Annotated in this window: 16 protein-coding genes; 9 read left to right on the top strand and 7 right to left on the bottom strand. The window is 55.3% G+C overall.

The window, feature by feature from the left end; all coding sequences use genetic code 11:
• Window positions 1-92: 92 nt before the first annotated feature.
• Complete coding sequence (gene fusA, locus SIB68_RS11280; RefSeq protein WP_063400838.1) at window positions 93-2168, top strand: elongation factor G; 2076 nt, start codon at window positions 93-95, stop codon at window positions 2166-2168.
• 3 nt (window positions 2169-2171) lie between these two features.
• Here fusA and SIB68_RS11275 read toward each other — a convergent pair whose 3' ends face one another.
• Window positions 2172-2333 (bottom strand): hypothetical protein, encoded by a 162-nt coding sequence (locus tag SIB68_RS11275; RefSeq protein ID WP_346766612.1) that lies wholly within the window; start codon window positions 2331-2333, stop codon window positions 2172-2174.
• Between SIB68_RS11275 and tuf the strand changes: the two genes are divergently transcribed.
• The 4 genes from tuf to SIB68_RS11255 all read left to right on the top strand — a co-directional run bounded on the left by tuf (window position 2262) and on the right by SIB68_RS11255 (window position 5534).
• Window positions 2262-3410: an elongation factor Tu gene (tuf, locus tag SIB68_RS11270; RefSeq protein ID WP_413681446.1), complete on the top strand. Its 1149-nt coding sequence runs from the start codon at window positions 2262-2264 to the stop codon at window positions 3408-3410. The two genes, SIB68_RS11275 and tuf, sit on opposite strands and share 72 nt — an antisense overlap.
• A gap of 147 nt (window positions 3411-3557) precedes the next feature.
• On the top strand, window positions 3558-3878 hold the full coding sequence (gene rpsJ / locus SIB68_RS11265) for a 30S ribosomal protein S10 (RefSeq protein WP_011131150.1): 321 nt from the start codon (window positions 3558-3560) through the stop codon (window positions 3876-3878).
• Between the two features lie 58 nt (window positions 3879-3936).
• The gene (locus SIB68_RS11260; protein ID WP_063400840.1) at window positions 3937-4599 is read left to right on the top strand and encodes an LON peptidase substrate-binding domain-containing protein; all 663 of its coding nucleotides are present in this window, start codon (window positions 3937-3939) and stop codon (window positions 4597-4599) included.
• Window positions 4599-5534 carry a methyltransferase domain-containing protein gene (locus tag SIB68_RS11255; RefSeq protein WP_063400841.1) on the top strand — a complete coding sequence of 312 codons (936 nt, stop codon included), beginning with the start codon at window positions 4599-4601 and terminating at the stop codon, window positions 5532-5534. Before SIB68_RS11260 ends, SIB68_RS11255 begins: the two co-directional genes overlap by 1 nt.
• 2 nt (window positions 5535-5536) lie before the next feature.
• Here SIB68_RS11255 and pheA read toward each other — a convergent pair whose 3' ends face one another.
• On the bottom strand, window positions 5537-6379 hold the full coding sequence (pheA, locus tag SIB68_RS11250) for a prephenate dehydratase (RefSeq protein ID WP_063401127.1): 843 nt from the start codon (window positions 6377-6379) through the stop codon (window positions 5537-5539).
• A gap of 33 nt (window positions 6380-6412) precedes the next feature.
• Between pheA and SIB68_RS11245 the strand changes: the two genes are divergently transcribed.
• A complete protein-coding gene (locus SIB68_RS11245) occupies window positions 6413-6997 on the top strand; it encodes a DUF1997 domain-containing protein (RefSeq protein ID WP_011131154.1) in 585 nt (194 codons plus the stop codon).
• Here SIB68_RS11245 and SIB68_RS11240 read toward each other — a convergent pair.
• The 3 genes from SIB68_RS11240 to SIB68_RS11230 form a co-directional block, all read right to left on the bottom strand.
• On the bottom strand, window positions 6953-7555 hold the full coding sequence (locus SIB68_RS11240; RefSeq protein WP_063400842.1) for a ribonuclease HII: 603 nt from the start codon (window positions 7553-7555) through the stop codon (window positions 6953-6955). The two genes, SIB68_RS11245 and SIB68_RS11240, sit on opposite strands and share 45 nt — an antisense overlap.
• A 1-nt stretch (window position 7556) precedes the next feature.
• The gene (locus SIB68_RS11235) at window positions 7557-9500 is read right to left on the bottom strand and encodes an Rne/Rng family ribonuclease (protein ID WP_063400843.1); all 1944 of its coding nucleotides are present in this window, start codon (window positions 9498-9500) and stop codon (window positions 7557-7559) included.
• A 270-nt stretch (window positions 9501-9770) separates the two neighbouring features.
• On the bottom strand, window positions 9771-12431 hold the full coding sequence (locus SIB68_RS11230; RefSeq protein WP_063400844.1) for a TIGR03960 family B12-binding radical SAM protein: 2661 nt from the start codon (window positions 12429-12431) through the stop codon (window positions 9771-9773).
• 108 nt (window positions 12432-12539) lie between these two features.
• Between SIB68_RS11230 and SIB68_RS11225 the strand changes: the two genes are divergently transcribed.
• Complete coding sequence (locus SIB68_RS11225) at window positions 12540-13766, top strand: LL-diaminopimelate aminotransferase (protein ID WP_196757152.1); 1227 nt, start codon at window positions 12540-12542, stop codon at window positions 13764-13766.
• A 10-nt stretch (window positions 13767-13776) separates the two neighbouring features.
• Here the strand turns inward: SIB68_RS11225 and SIB68_RS11220 are convergent, their stop codons facing one another.
• Window positions 13777-13956: a hypothetical protein gene (locus SIB68_RS11220; protein ID WP_196757158.1), complete on the bottom strand. Its 180-nt coding sequence runs from the start codon at window positions 13954-13956 to the stop codon at window positions 13777-13779.
• Here SIB68_RS11220 and clpS point away from each other — a divergent pair.
• Window positions 13870-14184, top strand: coding sequence for an ATP-dependent Clp protease adapter ClpS (gene clpS, locus SIB68_RS11215; protein ID WP_036915950.1), 315 nt, complete (start codon window positions 13870-13872; stop codon window positions 14182-14184). The genes SIB68_RS11220 and clpS overlap by 87 nt on opposite strands.
• A 107-nt stretch (window positions 14185-14291) precedes the next feature.
• Window positions 14292-15077, top strand: coding sequence for a type II CAAX prenyl endopeptidase Rce1 family protein (locus SIB68_RS11210; protein ID WP_063401128.1), 786 nt, complete (start codon window positions 14292-14294; stop codon window positions 15075-15077).
• Here SIB68_RS11210 and SIB68_RS11205 read toward each other — a convergent pair.
• Window positions 14999-16615 (bottom strand): photosystem II high light acclimation radical SAM protein, encoded by a 1617-nt coding sequence (locus tag SIB68_RS11205; RefSeq protein ID WP_063400846.1) that lies wholly within the window; start codon window positions 16613-16615, stop codon window positions 14999-15001. The genes SIB68_RS11210 and SIB68_RS11205 overlap by 79 nt on opposite strands.
• Window positions 16616-16668: the final 53 nt, after the last annotated feature.

Below are 16668 nucleotides of genomic sequence, written 5' to 3'. Positions count from 1 at the left end.
ACATGGCCAAGCCCTGACGGCACTGAACCGCTCCAACGGCTGACATGTAGAGTCGCACCCGCCTTTTAACGCCAAACCCCGGAGAGTTTCCTGTGGCTCGCGCCTTTCCCCTGGAACGCGTCAGAAATATCGGGATTGCCGCCCATATTGACGCCGGCAAAACCACCTGTACAGAGCGCATCCTTTTCTATTCCGGTGTGGTTCACAAGATGGGCGAGGTGCATGACGGCGCCGCCGTCACCGACTGGATGGCTCAGGAGCGCGAGCGCGGAATCACGATTACAGCGGCTGCGATCTCGACAACCTGGAACGATCACCGCATCAATATCATTGACACCCCAGGGCACGTTGACTTCACCATTGAAGTGGAGCGCTCGATGCGAGTGCTCGATGGTGTAATCGCCGTGTTTTGTGCGGTAGGTGGCGTGCAACCTCAATCAGAAACCGTCTGGCGGCAAGCCGATCGCTATTCCGTTCCAAGGATGGTTTTTGTCAACAAAATGGACCGCACCGGGGCCGACTTCCTCAAGGTTCACGGACAGATCAAGAATCGCCTCAAAGCCAACGCCATCCCAATCCAGCTGCCTATTGGTGCAGAGGGAGATCTCAGCGGCATTATTGACCTCGTTAAAAACAAAGCCTTTATTTATAAGGACGATCTCGGCAAGGACATCGAAGAAACAGAGATCCCAGACCATATGAAAGAGCTTGCCGCTGAATGGCGATCCAAGCTGATGGAATGTGTTGCTGAAACCGACGAAGAACTGATTGAAGTTTTTCTAGAGACGGAAGAACTAAGCGAAGCCCAACTTGCATCAGGCATTCGCGAAGGGGTTCTCAATCACGGCCTAGTACCTTTGCTGTGTGGATCTGCCTTCAAGAACAAGGGCGTTCAACTGCTATTGGATGCAGTGGTGGACTACCTACCCGCTCCTGTTGATGTACCCCCCATTCAAGGTTTACTTCCCAATGGCAAGGAGGCAGTAAGGCCATCCGATGACAACGCACCATTTAGTGCTTTGGCCTTCAAGGTGATGTCGGACCCCTACGGCAAGCTCACCTTCGTGCGTATGTATTCAGGGGTGCTCGAGAAAGGCAGTTATGTGCTGAACTCCACGAAGAACGAGAAAGAACGAATTTCCCGACTGATCATTCTCAAGGCCGATGACCGTGAAGAGGTCGATGCACTACGCGCTGGAGATCTCGGTGCTGTTCTAGGCCTGAAGAACACCACGACAGGCGACACCCTTTGTACGACTGACGATCCAATTGTCCTAGAAACCCTCTACATCCCCGAGCCAGTGATATCGGTGGCTGTTGAGCCCAAAACCAAGGGTGATATGGAAAAACTTTCCAAAGCCCTGCTTTCATTAGCGGAAGAGGATCCCACCTTCCGCGTCAGCACAGACCCTGAGACCAGTCAAACCGTGATTGCTGGTATGGGCGAACTCCACCTTGAAATTCTCGTGGATCGCATGCTGCGAGAATTCAAGGTGGAGGCCAACATCGGCGCTCCTCAGGTCTCCTACAGGGAAACCATTCGTGCCAGCTCCAAAGGCGAGGGCAAGTTTGCCCGTCAAACTGGTGGTAAAGGCCAATACGGCCACGTGGTAATCGAAATGGAGCCAGGCGAACCTGGGTCAGGCTTTGAATTCGTCAACAAGATTGTCGGCGGCATCGTTCCCAAGGAATACATCAAGCCTGCCGAATCAGGCATGCGTGAAACATGCGAATCCGGCGTTATCGCTGGCTACCCGCTCATCGATGTGAAAGTCACCATGGTTGACGGGTCTTACCACGATGTGGACTCATCCGAGATGGCTTTCAAAATCGCCGGATCGATGGCTTTCAAAGACGGCGTCAAGAAGTGCAATCCTGTGCTGCTTGAACCGATGATGAAGGTTGAAGTCGAGATCCCCGAGGATTTCCTCGGTTCGATCATCGGCGATCTGTCCTCCCGGCGAGGTCAGGTTGAAGGCCAGTCCATTGACGATGGACTCTCTAAAGTGCAGTCCAAAGTGCCTCTAGCCGAAATGTTCGGTTACGCCACCCAGCTCCGATCTATGACTCAGGGTCGGGGTATCTTCTCGATGGAGTTCAGCCATTACGAGGAAGTTCCTCGCAACGTTGCTGAAGCCATCATCTCCAAGAATCAGGGCAATTCCTGATCTCTACAACACCCACTTTCCACCCCCCGATTCTTTTACACAATGGCTCGCGAGAAGTTTGAGAGGAACAAGCCTCACGTCAACATTGGCACCATCGGCCATGTCGACCACGGCAAAACAACCCTGACCGCAGCCATCACAAGTGTGCTTGCGAAAAAGGGTCAAGCCAAAGTGCAAGATTACGCCGAGATCGACGGCGCGCCTGAAGAGCGTGAGCGCGGTATCACGATCAATACCGCCCACGTGGAATACGAAACCGATGGGCGTCACTATGCACACGTGGACTGCCCCGGCCACGCGGATTATGTCAAGAACATGATTACCGGTGCGGCCCAGATGGACGGCGCAATCCTTGTTTGCGCAGCAACCGATGGTCCCATGGCTCAAACCAAGGAGCACATCCTTCTTGCCAAGCAGGTGGGCGTGCCTGCACTGGTTGTCGCTCTCAACAAATGCGACATGGTCGACGACGAGGAAATTATCGAGCTCGTTGAAATGGAGATCCGTGAACTCCTGAGCAGCTACGACTTCCCTGGTGATGACATCCCCATAGTCCAAGTCTCTGGTCTCAAAGCCATTGAAGGTGAAGCTGAATGGGAAGCAAAGATCGATGAGTTAATGGAGGCAGTTGATTCATCCATTCCAGAGCCCGAGCGAGAAATCGAAAAACCTTTCCTAATGGCCGTAGAGGACGTTTTCTCAATCACTGGTCGTGGCACGGTGGCCACCGGACGAATCGAGCGCGGCAAGGTCAAAAAAGGCGAGGAAATTGAAATTGTCGGCATTAGAGACAGCCGCAAGACCACCGTGACCGGTGTGGAAATGTTCCGTAAAGATCTTGACGAAGGCTTGGCTGGAGACAATTGCGGGCTCCTACTTCGCGGCATCGAGAAGGAAGACATCGAGCGCGGCATGGTCCTCGTCAAGCCAGGCTCAATTACACCTCACACCAAATTCGAGGGCCAGGTTTACGTCCTCAAAAAAGAAGAAGGTGGACGCCACACCCCCTTCTTCGCCGGATACCGTCCACAGTTCTACATCCGAACCACTGACGTGACGGGCCAAATTACCGCCTTCACAGCCGAAGACGGCTCCAATGTGGAGATGGTGATGCCAGGCGACAACATCAAAATGACTGGTGAATTGATCTGCCCTGTGGCCATCGAACAGGGCATGCGCTTCGCCATTCGCGAAGGAGGCCGCACCATCGGTGCCGGAGTTGTCTCGAAGATCATCGAATGATCAAGAGGGGGATGATTGGGCCTTTGCCTTGTCATCCCTTAAATTCAAAGCTTCAGCCTGCATGAACGATCAACGTTCAATGCATCCCCAAAGAACCTCGACAATCCATCCCTAATCCCAATACAGGGAAAATCTCCTAAACCTTTCATGTCCACGGCTATCGCTCAGCAGAAGATCCGCATCCGCCTTAAGGCTTTTGACCGTCGCATGTTGGATCTTTCCTGCGACAAAATCATTGAAACAGCCGACAACACTGCCGCGACGGCAATCGGCCCAATCCCTCTTCCCACCAAAAGGAAGATTTACTGCGTGCTTTGCTCACCCCATGTGGACAAAGACTCACGGGAACACTTCGAAACTCGGACCCATCGGCGCATCATCGATATCTACAACCCGTCAGCAAAGACCATCGATGCACTGATGAAACTCGACCTCCCAAGTGGTGTTGACATTGAAGTGAAACTCTGAAGGTCTTCCAAGATGTGTGCCGGCTAACTAGGCTTTTAATCTCTCTAGGACATTATCTGTGACCGACCTGTCCGTCAGGGAGTTGCCTCTCTTCCCTCTGCCGGATGTCGTCTTATTCCCCCAAGAAGTGCTTCCACTGCACATTTTTGAGTCTCGTTACCGAATGATGCTCCAGAGTGTGCTTGAAAGTGATCGGCGTTTTGGTGTGCTGCGCTGGGATCCTCAAACAAAAACAATGGCGAATGTGGGATGTTGTGCAGAGATCCTGCAACACCAAACATCCAAAGACGGACGCAGCAATATCGTCACCCTTGGACAGCAGCGCTTCCGAGTGCTCGATGTGATTCGAGACGCCCCTTTCCGCACTGCCATGGTGAGCTGGATCGAGGATGACCAAATGGATAACCACAGCCAGCTAGAGGAGCTATCCATCAGCGTTGCAAAAGCCCTACACGATGTGTTGATGCTTACAGGCAAGCTCACAGATTCAGACATCACCATGCCGGATGACCTGCCTGATCTTCCCAGGGAACTCTCTTTCTGGATCGGCGCCCATCTCGGGGGACCTGTGGCTGAAGAGCAACAGGCACTACTGGAGCTCACAAGAACCAGCCATCGCCTGCAGCGTGAATACGAGATGCTTGACCACACCCGCCGTCAGCTTGCGGCAAGGACTGCACTCAAAGAAAGCCTCACCAACGTCGATCAAGCCAACAATTAATGGACCTTTGGGTGTGGATATTGATCCTGGCAGGGACAACCCTGACTTCTGCTGTAGTGATCTGGACCCAACGGGATCGGCGATACAAATCAAGCGCCAGTGTTGCCTCTGCTTACGATGCCTGGACCAATGACCAGCTGCTCGAGCGGCTCTGGGGTGAACACGTCCACCTCGGCTATTACGGCAAACCTCCTAGCACCAGAGATTTCCGAGCCGCAAAGCAAGACTTCGTACATGAGCTCGTTCAATGGAGTGGACTGGCCCAACTCCCTCGAGGCTCCCGAGTACTTGACGTGGGCTGCGGTATTGGTGGTAGCGCAAGAATCCTGGCCCGGGATTACAACTTTGACGTGCTTGGCATCACCATCAGTCCAGCCCAGGTGAAACGAGCGTCTCAACTCACTCCTGAGGGGATGACCTGCCAGTTCCAGGTAATGGATGCCCTCGATTTAAAACTGGCCAACGGTAGCTTCGACGCTGTTTGGAGTGTGGAAGCAGGCCCCCACATGCCAGACAAGCAGCGCTATGCAGATGAACTGCTGCGTGTGCTGAGGCCAAAAGGTGTACTTGCGGTGGCCGATTGGAACCGCCGTGATTACGAAGATGGTGAGATGACCAGCCTTGAGCGATGGGTGATGCGTCAGCTACTCGACCAGTGGGCCCATCCGGAATTCGCCAGCATTAAAGGATTCCGCCGCAATTTGCTACATAGCCCTTTTGCTTGCGGCACTGTCGAATCTGACGACTGGACAAGATCCATCCTGCCCTCCTGGAATGATTCGATTTTGGAGGGATTTCGTCGTCCTGGAGCCGTGCTCGGGTTGGGTCCAGCCGCCGTGGTCAAGGGATTCAGAGAAATACCAACGATTTTGTTGATGCGCTGGGCTTTTGCCCATGGTCTGATGCAATTCGGTGTCTTCCGCAGCCGCGACTGATCTCAATCGAGCTCCAAGTCGCTGCTGAGATAAGAGCCGAAATGCACAAGATGTTCACACAAAGGCTGCAAGGCCTCGATGAGCTGCTCAGATGCACCAATACCCCCATCCCTCAATTCCACATCCACAAAGAACACGTATTCACCTAGTTCTCGCTTCGAGGGACGCGACTCAATCCGACTCATATTGAACCCCAGTCGAGCCACACAAGTGAGTGCTTCGAGCAGGCTGCCCGGGGCGTTGGCATGCAGAGAGAATGCGAAGCTGGCCACATCCCCACGTTGCAGCGGTGTTCCCTGCCGTAACAACAGGAATCTGGTGCGATTGCCCGCGACATCGTTGATAGGAAAAGCCAGTTCTTTAAGGCCTCTTCCCTGGCCCGTAGGCCGAGAAGCGATCGCTGCCCGAAATCGACTATCTATAACCATGCTGGCCGCCTCGGCCGTAGAACTTGTAGGCAACTGCAGGGCATCAGGAAGATGATCAGCCAACCAGCCACTGCACTGAGCCAGAGCTTGGGGATGAGACAGGACTTCAGAGATGTCTTTGAGTCCGCCACTGCTCAGTAGAGCATGACGAATCGGCAAAACCACTGCCCTAAGGATGCATAACTGCGGATGAGACCAAAGCGCATCCAAGCTGGCAGTGACACCACCCTCCACGGAATTCTCCACCGGAACCACCGCCATTTCAGAGCGTTTAGTGGCCACATGCTCAACGACGGAACGCAGACCTATACATGGCACCAGCTCAAAATCTGCTAATCCCTCAAGCTCCGCCAGAGCTTGAGCCGCTTGCTGACCATAGGTTCCCTCCGGTCCGAGGAAGGCCACGCGTATTGGCATCAGAAGCGCATCGCAAGTGAGGTCGATAGGATCATGACGCGTCAACCGCAAGCCATGCCTCTGGCTTTCCAAGCCTGCCAGAACCTCAATTTGCCGGTAAGGCAAAACACTGAGCGACTGCCTGCTTACCTGCTCGAGCAGGATAGGGTTCTGGCTGCTCTGCTGGAATGGGAAAAACTTACCCCACTAGGTGAGGGTCGCTTCAGCTACGCAGTGACCAGCCTGAACGTGTTTCAGCTGCAGATCAACCCAGTTGTCTCACTCAAAGTAGACAACTGTGACGGCAAACTCAGCATCCGCGCAACCGATAGCGAACTTAAAGGTCTAGATCTAGTGGATGACTTCGACCTCGGCCTGGAGGCCATCATGGAAGCCACCCCAAAGGGTCTTGAAGGGGAAGCTCTGCTATCTGTCAGCGTTACCCCACCAGCACTGCTGAAGCTGATCCCCAAAGGGGTGTTAAAAAGCACCGGTCAATCAATTCTCAGCGGCATCCTGCTTGGCATCAAAACCCGTGTTGGCCAACAACTTGTCAAGGATTTCAGCCAATGGTGCCAAGAGACACCCATACGCTCAAGTGAGACTGCCATTAACAGCAAACAGCTTGGTGAGGAATGAGCGACGATGAAGCGCTGTAGGGCCTAAATCCAACAAGGCACGCCGGTGGATCGCCGTTCCATAGCCAACATGTCGCTCCAAACCGTAGCCATAGAAGCGACTAGCCAACCGCTTGATCAGCCCATCACGAGCCTGCTTGGCCAACACACTGGCTGCAGCGATGGCCGCACATTTGCTATCACCGCGCACCACGGTACGTTGTGGCCCCATCCAGAGGCGCAATGGCAACACGCCATCAACCAAGACAAGCTCCAACGGTGTAGGTAGCCGCTGCAATGCCCTCAGCATGGCAAGTTCCGTCGCTGAGCGAATGCCTAGAGCATCAATTTCGCGAGCCGAGGCCTGTCCAAGAGCCCAAGCCGTCGCGGCATCCTCAATCAGCGGCACTAGGCGAGCCCTGCGGCGAACAGTCAGTGCTTTGCTATCTGTTAACCCCTCAGCTAACAATTCGACTGCCGCAACTTCAGTCAGGACAACCGCTCCTGCAAACACAGGACCAAACCAGCAGCCCCGACCCACCTCATCAACTCCGGCGATGGATTCCGCCGAAGGGTCCATATCAGCCTGCAGCTGAGGAGCGACGGCGGCGGCGGCGCGGATCCTCGGGTTCACTCTCCTGCGGCTCGGAAATTGAAGAAACGGTTTCTACAGAAGCGCTACTCGATGAATGATCAACCTCAAGAGGAGTGATTTGAACACTTAGAGGCTCATTCTTTGCGACAACCTTGGCTTGCTGGACAACGACCTCTGTGCCATTGGATGAAGGGGTTTCGAGACTGGCTTCGGGAGCACCACGGCCGGCCCCTCGACCACCACCTCGTCCCCGACGCCGACGCCGATTGGAACTAGCTGAAAGCTGCTCACGAGCCTCCTCAAGGACAGACTCAGCATCTTCCCCAGGCCGAACCACGCGAACCAGAAGGTTGTCATTCTCTGGAGGTGGCTCAATCAAAAGCAAAGGGTTTAATCCAAGCCAAGCAAAAACCTCCTCCTGCCCTGAATCCATTGAAACAGCAACCAATTCAGGTTCCTGGCGACGAATAACACCCTCAGACGAGGCCGAAGGCTCTTGTCTCTCAGGTTCAACAGACGTGGTTGACTCAACTCCATTCGCCACACCAGAAGGAGGCGTATGTGCAGGCATCTCAACCGCACCAGAACGAATGCGCCCACCACGCCTACGACGACCATTCCCGCCATCCCCTGGCACCTGCGCTTCAGCCCGAGCAGAGGCTGCTGATCTCACCAATCCAGTCGCCATAGCAAGTGGCTGTAGCAGATCTTTGCCAGGTAGTACCGCCACATGGCCAAGGCCACCACAGGCAGGACAAGCCCTGCCAAACAATTCATAAATGTTCTGCCCCTGACGCTTACGAGTGAGTTCCACCAGCCCCAGTTCAGTCAACTGGGCAATCTGAGGACGTGCAGCATCATCGCGAACGGCTGCTGTGAAATGCTCCAGCAACTGCAACTGATCACGGCGCGACTCCATGTCGATGAAGTCGATGATGATCACACCGCCAATATTGCGAAGCTTCAGCTGGCGGGCAATCTCAATAGCTGCCTCACAATTGGTCCAGAGCACCGTCTGACGAGCATTGGCCGAACGAGTGAACGAGCCTGAATTGACATCAATAACAGTGAGTGCCTCCGTCGGCTCAATGATCACGTAGCCACCGGATGGCAGATCTACCCTGGGCTTGAGAGCATCGCGGATGGCAGCATTAACTCGGTAATGCTCAAGAAGTTCGGTGGATTCGTTATGGGCCTCAACTAATACATTTGGCCCTTCCTGGCCAAGGAAACTGCTCACACGCTCAATGGCAGCGGCATCATTCACCACTACTCTCACAAGATCTGGACCGACGTGATCTCTCAAAACGCGATGAATGAAATCTTCATCGCGATTGAGCAGTACCGGTGGTAGAGCATTCTCTGCCGCCTGCTGGATCGCTTCCCATTGCCTGAGTAAAACCTCCAGATCATCGATCAGCAGATCTTCACTAATGCCATCGGCCTCGGTGCGAATCAACAGGCCAGCACCCGGCGGCTTCACTAGTACGCCAAGTGCTCGCAAGCGATTGCGTTCCCCTTCGGAATTAATCCGGCGAGAGATGTTCACCCCCTGGCCATGGGGCTGCAGCACCAAGTAGCGACCAGGCAGTGCCAGGTTGCCAGTAAGCCTTGGCCCCTTAGACCCTGTTGGCTCCTTCATCACCTGAACCAACACCTGCTGACGGGGCTCCAGCAGCTCGGTGATCCCTGCAGCACCCTTCTTCAAACGCAGAGGGCCCAGATCAGTGACATGAATAAAACCATTTTTCTCACTTTCCCCAATATTCACAAAAGCGGCATCAATTCCCGGGAGAACGTTCTCGACCGTGCCGAGGTAGACATCTCCGATCTGGTATCGACCCTGAGCAACGATCAACTCATCGACTCGCTCATCTGTGAGCAAGGCTGCGATGCGCAGCTGCTCAGAGATGACAATTTGCTGGGGCATAGAAAATAAATAGGGAGCCCTGCTGGACTCAGAACCGATCAATGGCCTGCCGGCTCAATGCATCGGGTGGAAAACGAAGTAACAGCCAAAGGCCGTTGAAGAAGCAGACGGAGCCAAAAACTCCTATGGGTTATGTGTCTCACTGCTCCCGAACAGAGGGAACGGAATGAACGAGCAGCAAATAGCCTCGCTTTGCTCAGAATTGGAGTGAAGAAGGCCGGGACGGACCAGTGGCAAAAATTGCCTCTGCATTCACGTCATATTTTGACTCTAACACTGCAGCAACTTGAGTTCCTGCCTTTGCACACTGCTCATGCGCAAGGGCTCACCCATCTGCTCTGCAAGCCAATGCTGCACCTGAACAGGTTTAAGGCTACGGCCCATCGAATCAATACTTGCCTCCAGACGCAGTTGAACGACGTCTAAGCAAAGAGACTCACCTCCCTCCTCGCATCTGTTGCACAGTTGAAGTTCACGCAATGCTGGCCGGCAGTCTCGTTGACGCGGCCGTCCCTTCTTATCCATGTCATGCCACAGCAGTTCATGAGCTTCCTTCAAGAACTCAACAGCTACTTGCCACTGATGCCACGTCGATGGCTTCTCAGACTCAATGGCCAAATCAAAGCGCCATGAGGCTGCAACCAGCAACTGAGAGAGGCTGCTACCGCCTACAGGCACAGATTCCGCACTAAGCAAAGAGAGTCCCTTCGGCAAGGTGACCTGAAGCTGCTGACGCATGGTCTCGGCCTCCACCGGCTCCACAAACTCGAGATCCATCCATTCCCCAAAGGCCTCTACCCCCAAAGGCAAAGCCAGAGCTATTTGCAAACGCGGCAGGGAATGAAACCCACCGCTGTAACTCACTGGCAAACCACTGCGCCGCAGTGCTCTTTCAAGCAGACGCATGACATCCAGATGACTAAGAAGGGCCATCGAACCAGTTTTTGCGAATCGCAGACGGATGCGACAGGCTCGCTTCGTTAAAGGGGTTTTCTGAAGCTGCCGATCTGGCACAGGCGGCGGTGGCACCACCTCGTTGTGACCCATTTCAGAACCACAGACGCCACAACTGCTACAGCCTTCGAAAGAACAGTCAGGCACCACCGTTGCCGTTAAGGCACGCTGCAGATCCTCTGCCAGCCAGCTCTTATCAATGCCCGTATCAATGTGATCCCACGGCAGAGACTGAGCGCAGAAGCTGCTCAGATCATCGCGATTGAGGGCTGAGGTCGCTCCCCAGCTCCCTAACTCCAGATCCCTATATCGGCCCTCCAGCCCTGCAGCTGCAATAGCCCAGACCCAGGCCTGATAAGTGCGGTCAAGGGCCTCGAACCAAGCATCCATGCCTCCCCCCGCCCGCCAGGCTGCCTCGATCACCGACGAGAGACGACGATCACCGCGACCGACAAAGTCCTCCATGGCGGAGAGGCGCACATCAGTGAAATTGACCTTTACGCCTCTGAGCGCCCGTAATGCCTGTTTCAGCTTTTGCTGACGTCGTTGCAGTTCTTGCGTAGATACGCTGTGCCACTGAAAAGGCGTATGTGGCTTTGGAGTGAAGTTGCTAACCGTGATCTTCAGGTTCAATCGCCCAAGATCCCTGCACTGCTCCTGCAACATCTGACAGGTGTCGGCAATGCCAAGCACATCCTCATCCGTTTCGCTCGGCAATCCGATCATGAAGTAGAGCTTGACCTTGCGAAAGCCGTTCTGCATCGCCATGCGGATCCCCTGCAGCAAGTCGGCGTTCGTAAGACCTTTATTGACAACGTTCCGCAAGCGCTGACTGCCAGCCTCCGGCGCGAAGGTGAGACCGGCCTGACGAGCACCGCCAACGATGTGAGCGATATCATCATCAAAGCGATCGACCCTTTGGCTGGGCAACTGAAGGGTCACATTCTTATCCGCCAAACGATTTCGCAACTCCACACCAACCGCTGGCAGAGCCAAGTAATCGCTGCAACTGAGCGACAACAACGAAAAATCGCTATATCCCGTTCGCTTCATACCATTGTGCACTGCTTCAATCACCGCCTCCGGATCAACATCCCGAGCTGGACGTGTGAGCATGCCGGGCTGGCAAAAACGACAACCACGAGTACAACCGCGACGAATCTCCACCTTGAGTCGATCATGCACCGTTTCGATATGTGGAACCAAACCCATGGCGTAGTGAGGCATCGGCTTGGCCACCCGTCGCAGAATCTTGGCCGGCGCAGCAGGCTCCAAAGGAACGATGGAGGTGCCATCAGGGCCTTGACCGTAAAGCGACGGCACGTAAACGCCAGGCACCTGAGCTAAGTCCTGCAAAAGGCTTGAGCGACTCAGTCCATTGGCCTTAGCGTCAGCCACTACCAAACCAATCTCAGGCAGCAGCTCTTCACCATCGCCAAGGGCTACAAAATCAAAAAAAGCGGCATAGGGCTCAGGGTTACTGGTAGCCGTTGGTCCGCCAGCAAAGATCAATGGTGGTGCTGCTAGATCATTCAGGGGCTGATCACCACGGTCGCTTGCTAACAAAGGAATCTCTGCCAGATCAAGCATCTCAAGGATGTTTGTGGCCCCAAGCTCATAACAGAGACTGAAGCCAAGGATGTCGAAGGCCTGGAGAGGACGGCGACTCTCCACCGCGAACAGAGGCTGCCGAAGATCCCGCAAGCGCTGGGCCAGGTCCTGAGCGGGAAGATAGGCCCTGTCACAAAGCTGACCTGGAACTGCGTTGAGAATCGAATAAAGAATGATGTGGCCCTGATTGCTCGCGCCCACCTCGTAGATCTCCGGGTAGGAGAGAGCCCAGCGCACCCGAGAGGCCTGCCAATCACGAGACTCCACCCCCAACTCATGGCCCATGTAACGGGCAGGGCGATTGATCCCGGCATTGACCAGGCTGTCGAAATCCACCGGCTCCAGACGGGGTGAGGCGACGGTCATGGCCAACAGGGCACTAATCCCATCGTATGGACAACGCTGGCCAACCCCCGGACACAGCGCAAGGACCCGTGACGTAGCAAGATGCCTGCCAAGACAGCCAGCTCATCAGTGGTTCAGGTCAACAGCAACTACCTCAAACTCAAGGCGGGATATCTATTCCCCGAAATCGCCAGGCGGATCAAAAGCTTCAGTGAAGCCAACCCGGATGCTGCGCTCATTCGCCTCGGCATCGGCGATGTAACCGAACCTCTGCCACTGGCATGCAGAAACGCGATGAAGGTAGCCATCGACGAGATGGGGACCAACACTGGCTTCCATGGCTATGGCCCGGAGCAGGGCTACGACTGGCTGCGCGAAGCGATCGCCAAGCATGATTTCCAGACCAAAGGCTGTCAGATCAATGCCGAGGAGATCTTTGTCTCCGACGGATCGAAGTGCGACAGCAGCAACATCCTCGACATCCTTGGGAGCAGCAATCGCATCGCCGTTACAGATCCAGTTTATCCGGTGTATGTCGACAGCAACGTGATGGCGGGTCGCACCGGCGACGCCAATCAAAGCGGCCGCTACGCAGGCCTGAGCTACCTGCCAATCAACGCCGAAAATGGGTTTGCAGCCAAGATCCCCTCCGAACCAGTCGATCTGATCTATCTGTGTTTCCCCAACAACCCCACCGGAGCGGTAGCCACAAAAGCCCATCTCCAGGAGTGGGTGAACTATGCACGCACCAACAGCGTCTTGATTTTGTTTGACGCTGCCTATGAGGCGTTCATCCAGAACCCCGACCTGCCGCATTCGATCTATGAGATCGAGGGCGCTCGCGAGTGTGCCATCGAATTCCGATCGTTCTCCAAGAATGCTGGATTCACCGGCACCCGTTGCGCCTTCACTGTGGTACCGAAAGGCTTGAAGGGCAAAAGCGACGATGGATCAGATGTGGAGCTCTGGAATCTCTGGAACAGGCGCCAAAGCACCAAGTTCAACGGCGTCAGCTACATCATTCAGCGTGGCGCCGAAGCGGTTTACTCCGCCCAAGGCCAGGGGGAGATCAATGAGCTAGTGAGCTTCTACATGAGAAACGCCGCCATCATCCGCAGGGAACTTACGGCCGCCGGGATCGAAGTGCATGGTGGTGAGCATGCGCCCTATGTGTGGCTGAAGACACCGGACGACATGGATTCCTGGGGCTTCTTCGATCATCTGCTCCAAAACGCCCACGTGGTAGGCACCCCAGGCAGCGGTTTCGGTGCTGCAGGCGAAGGCTACTTCCGTCTCTCCGCCTTCAACAGTCGCGTCAATGTGGACGAGGCCATGCGTCGGATCCGTGCCCTCTGAGACCACAGGATCAATCCCCCGCCATTTGAAGCTGGAATTGCTCACCATCTGCACCATGGGTAAGCGGCCCACGTACATTGGGGCCCTCCCGATCGTCCTGGCCATGGCGGTGAATGCCCCCAGCCCCAGTCCCGGTGGTGCCGCCGTCCTCGAGAAGCAAACCGAGCGGATCCGCAAGCAATCGCCTCATTACAAGGTGCTTCTTCACAACGATCCGGTGAACTCCATGGAATACGTGGTGGTCACCCTCCAGCAGGTGGTACCCCAGCTAAGCGAGCAGGACGCCATGGCCGTGATGCTGGAAGCCCATAACACCGGCGTCGGGCTGGTGATCGTCTGCGACCTCGAACCAGCCGAGTTCTACTGCGAAACACTGAAAGCCAAGGGGCTGACCAGCACACTGGAACAGGAAAGCTGAACAGGTCTGGCCTACATCCGCTCTGGTCAGCATGGTTAAACCAACGATGGCGCTGGTTGCCGACAGTGACCCTGATCCCCCTGCTCTACGGGTTGGGCTGGCTGATCATGCAACCGACGGTTCTGTTCCTGCCAGGGCTGCCGCTCCAATGGCGCGGCCTGCTGGGAACCCTCTGCAGTGCACTGCTGTTTCTAGTGCTACTGCCTGGCTGGGTTAGGGCCCGCTGGATCAGCCAACATCCATGGCGCAGCTTGGGCATCACTGGTGCAGACCTTGGCAACACCCTTGTGAAACCCCTGCTCCTCGGATTGGCCGGGGCAGGGGCCCTGCTGCTGCTAATCAGCGTGATCACGATCAGCGGCCATTGGGGCTACTGGCTAGGGGATCTCAACGCCGATAAACAGCTCAATGCCATTCTGCTCTGCCTCGTCGTGGGCTTGCTGGAAGAGCTGCTATTCCGCGGATGGCTCTGGGGAGAGCTCAAGCTACTGATCGGAGCACAGCTGGCACTGCCCATTCAAGCCCTGATTTTCAGCCTGGTGCACACACGCTTTAACATTGGAATCTGGCCAATGCTCGGCCTGCTGAGCGGGCTGTTCCTACTGGGCCTGGTGCTGGCCATTCGCAGGCGCCTCGACCATGGTTCCCTCTGGGGATGTGTAGGACTGCACGGAGGTTTGGTGGGTGGCTGGTTTGCCCTCCAATCCGGCCTCATCCAATTTTCCCCTCAGTCGCCGGTTTGGCTCACCGGGCCAGCTGACAACCCCCTCGGTGGAGTGGTCGGCATCCTGGCGATGGCTTCCTTACTCGTCTATCAGCTCACGGCATTAGCCAAGGCCGCCCGCCCCATCACTGGAGCCCGTAGAGCCTCCTCCAAAGGCGCCACCCCGTAATCCCGCTCAAGCAAGGCCATCACGGTACGTCCGAAATTGCCAGGCTCAGTCTCAAAAGCCTCGAGACAGATTCTCCCGAAAATGCTTCCCATCGGTTCAGGGTTCCAGAGCAGCTTCCTAGCCGTCCAGGGCATCATGCTCATGGGGTTGTAGCCGGGCTGAATCAAACCCTGTTCAAAGCCGTACTGCTCCAAATGGGTGTGAGGTTGGAGGCCAATGAAGAAGATGGCAGGCTCCACCTTGTCGGGCCCGAAAATCCGTTCCAGCTCGCGGTGATAGGCGATGGATTGACGAATCGTTTCCGGTCTTTCGTCAATCACGTTGAAGGAGTAGTTCACCGACACGTTTTGGCGGAAGCCAGCGCGGACTAACAGCCGACAGTTCTCAAGCACAGTTCGCAGGTTGTACCCCATGCGCATCTTGCGCACGAGCTCCTGAGACCCTGAGGTAATGCCAATCTCGAAGTAACTCATGCCGGTTACGACCATCAACTCCGCAAGCTCGGCATCAAGGTTGTCGGCACGGATGTAGGCGGCCCAACGAATTCCATTGAGCCCTTCGGCCTGGATCGCCGTCAGAAGATTTTTGGCATCCTCAATGTATCGGCGGGCGGGGATGAACTGTGCATCAGTGAACCAAAAGCCACGTACGCCACGGTCATAAAGCTGGCGCATCTCCGCCACCACCTCTTTGACAGGATTGAGCCGTACTTGTTTCCCCTCCACAACGGTGTAAACGCAATAGCAACAATTGTGGGGACAGCCCCGCTTGGTCTGTACACCGACGTAGAAGTCACCACCCTCTAGGTACCAATTCAACTGAGGCCATATCGATGAGATGTAGTCGTAATCGCAGGCGGTTTTAGGACGCCTTTCAGGCTGCTCATGAATCAGACCAGCTCGCACTGGCTCACCCACCACAAAACAGCGTTGATCATTCAGGGAAACGCCGCGCAGCAAATTCTCCAACAGGAGCTCTCCTTCCCCCACCGACACGATGGTGCCCTTCGGCAAAGAGCGGCCAAGTTGCTCATAGAACACACTCACTGCACCACCACCCAAAACAGCCCGGGCATGGCTGACATGGCGACGAGCTGCTCGCAGCCCATGTCGCACAAGTCGCTGATTGCGCCAGAGCTCTCCGTAATGGCTTTTCATCAACAACAATCCACCGAAGGCGCCCCGGAGGCGTCGCAAAGGATTGCTTGCATAAAACACCTCAAAGGAGTGCTGCAGTGGATTGCCAGTACGGCCATCTACCGGTGCATAGATCTGGATATCTCTCCAAGAAAAAACCAGCAGGGTGGGGAGAAACTGATCAATCGTGGCCAACAACACCCGTTCAACATCCAGCACAGGCAAAGCAGCCAAATCCAAAATCCGTTGAGGGAGATCCGGGAAACACTTGTGCAGGTGATCGGCCAGGTAAATCGGCCCAATTGGAAAGATGGGATTGCAGGGCAACCTCACCAGCAGCACACGCTCCTCTACCTGCGAGGAAAATCCTCTAGAAACCTCAAAGGATGAAGCGGAACCCATTGGTCAAGAGCGCAGGATCTCAGCGATTGTTCAAGCTGAAAGCGACGCTAACA

This window comes from Prochlorococcus sp. MIT 1323 (genome assembly GCF_047304905.1).
Taxonomy (GTDB): Bacteria; Cyanobacteriota; Cyanobacteriia; order PCC-6307; family Cyanobiaceae; genus Prochlorococcus; species Prochlorococcus marinus_D.
The sequence above is the reverse complement of the archived record's forward strand: the minus strand, read 5'-3'. Positions and strand labels throughout refer to the sequence as shown.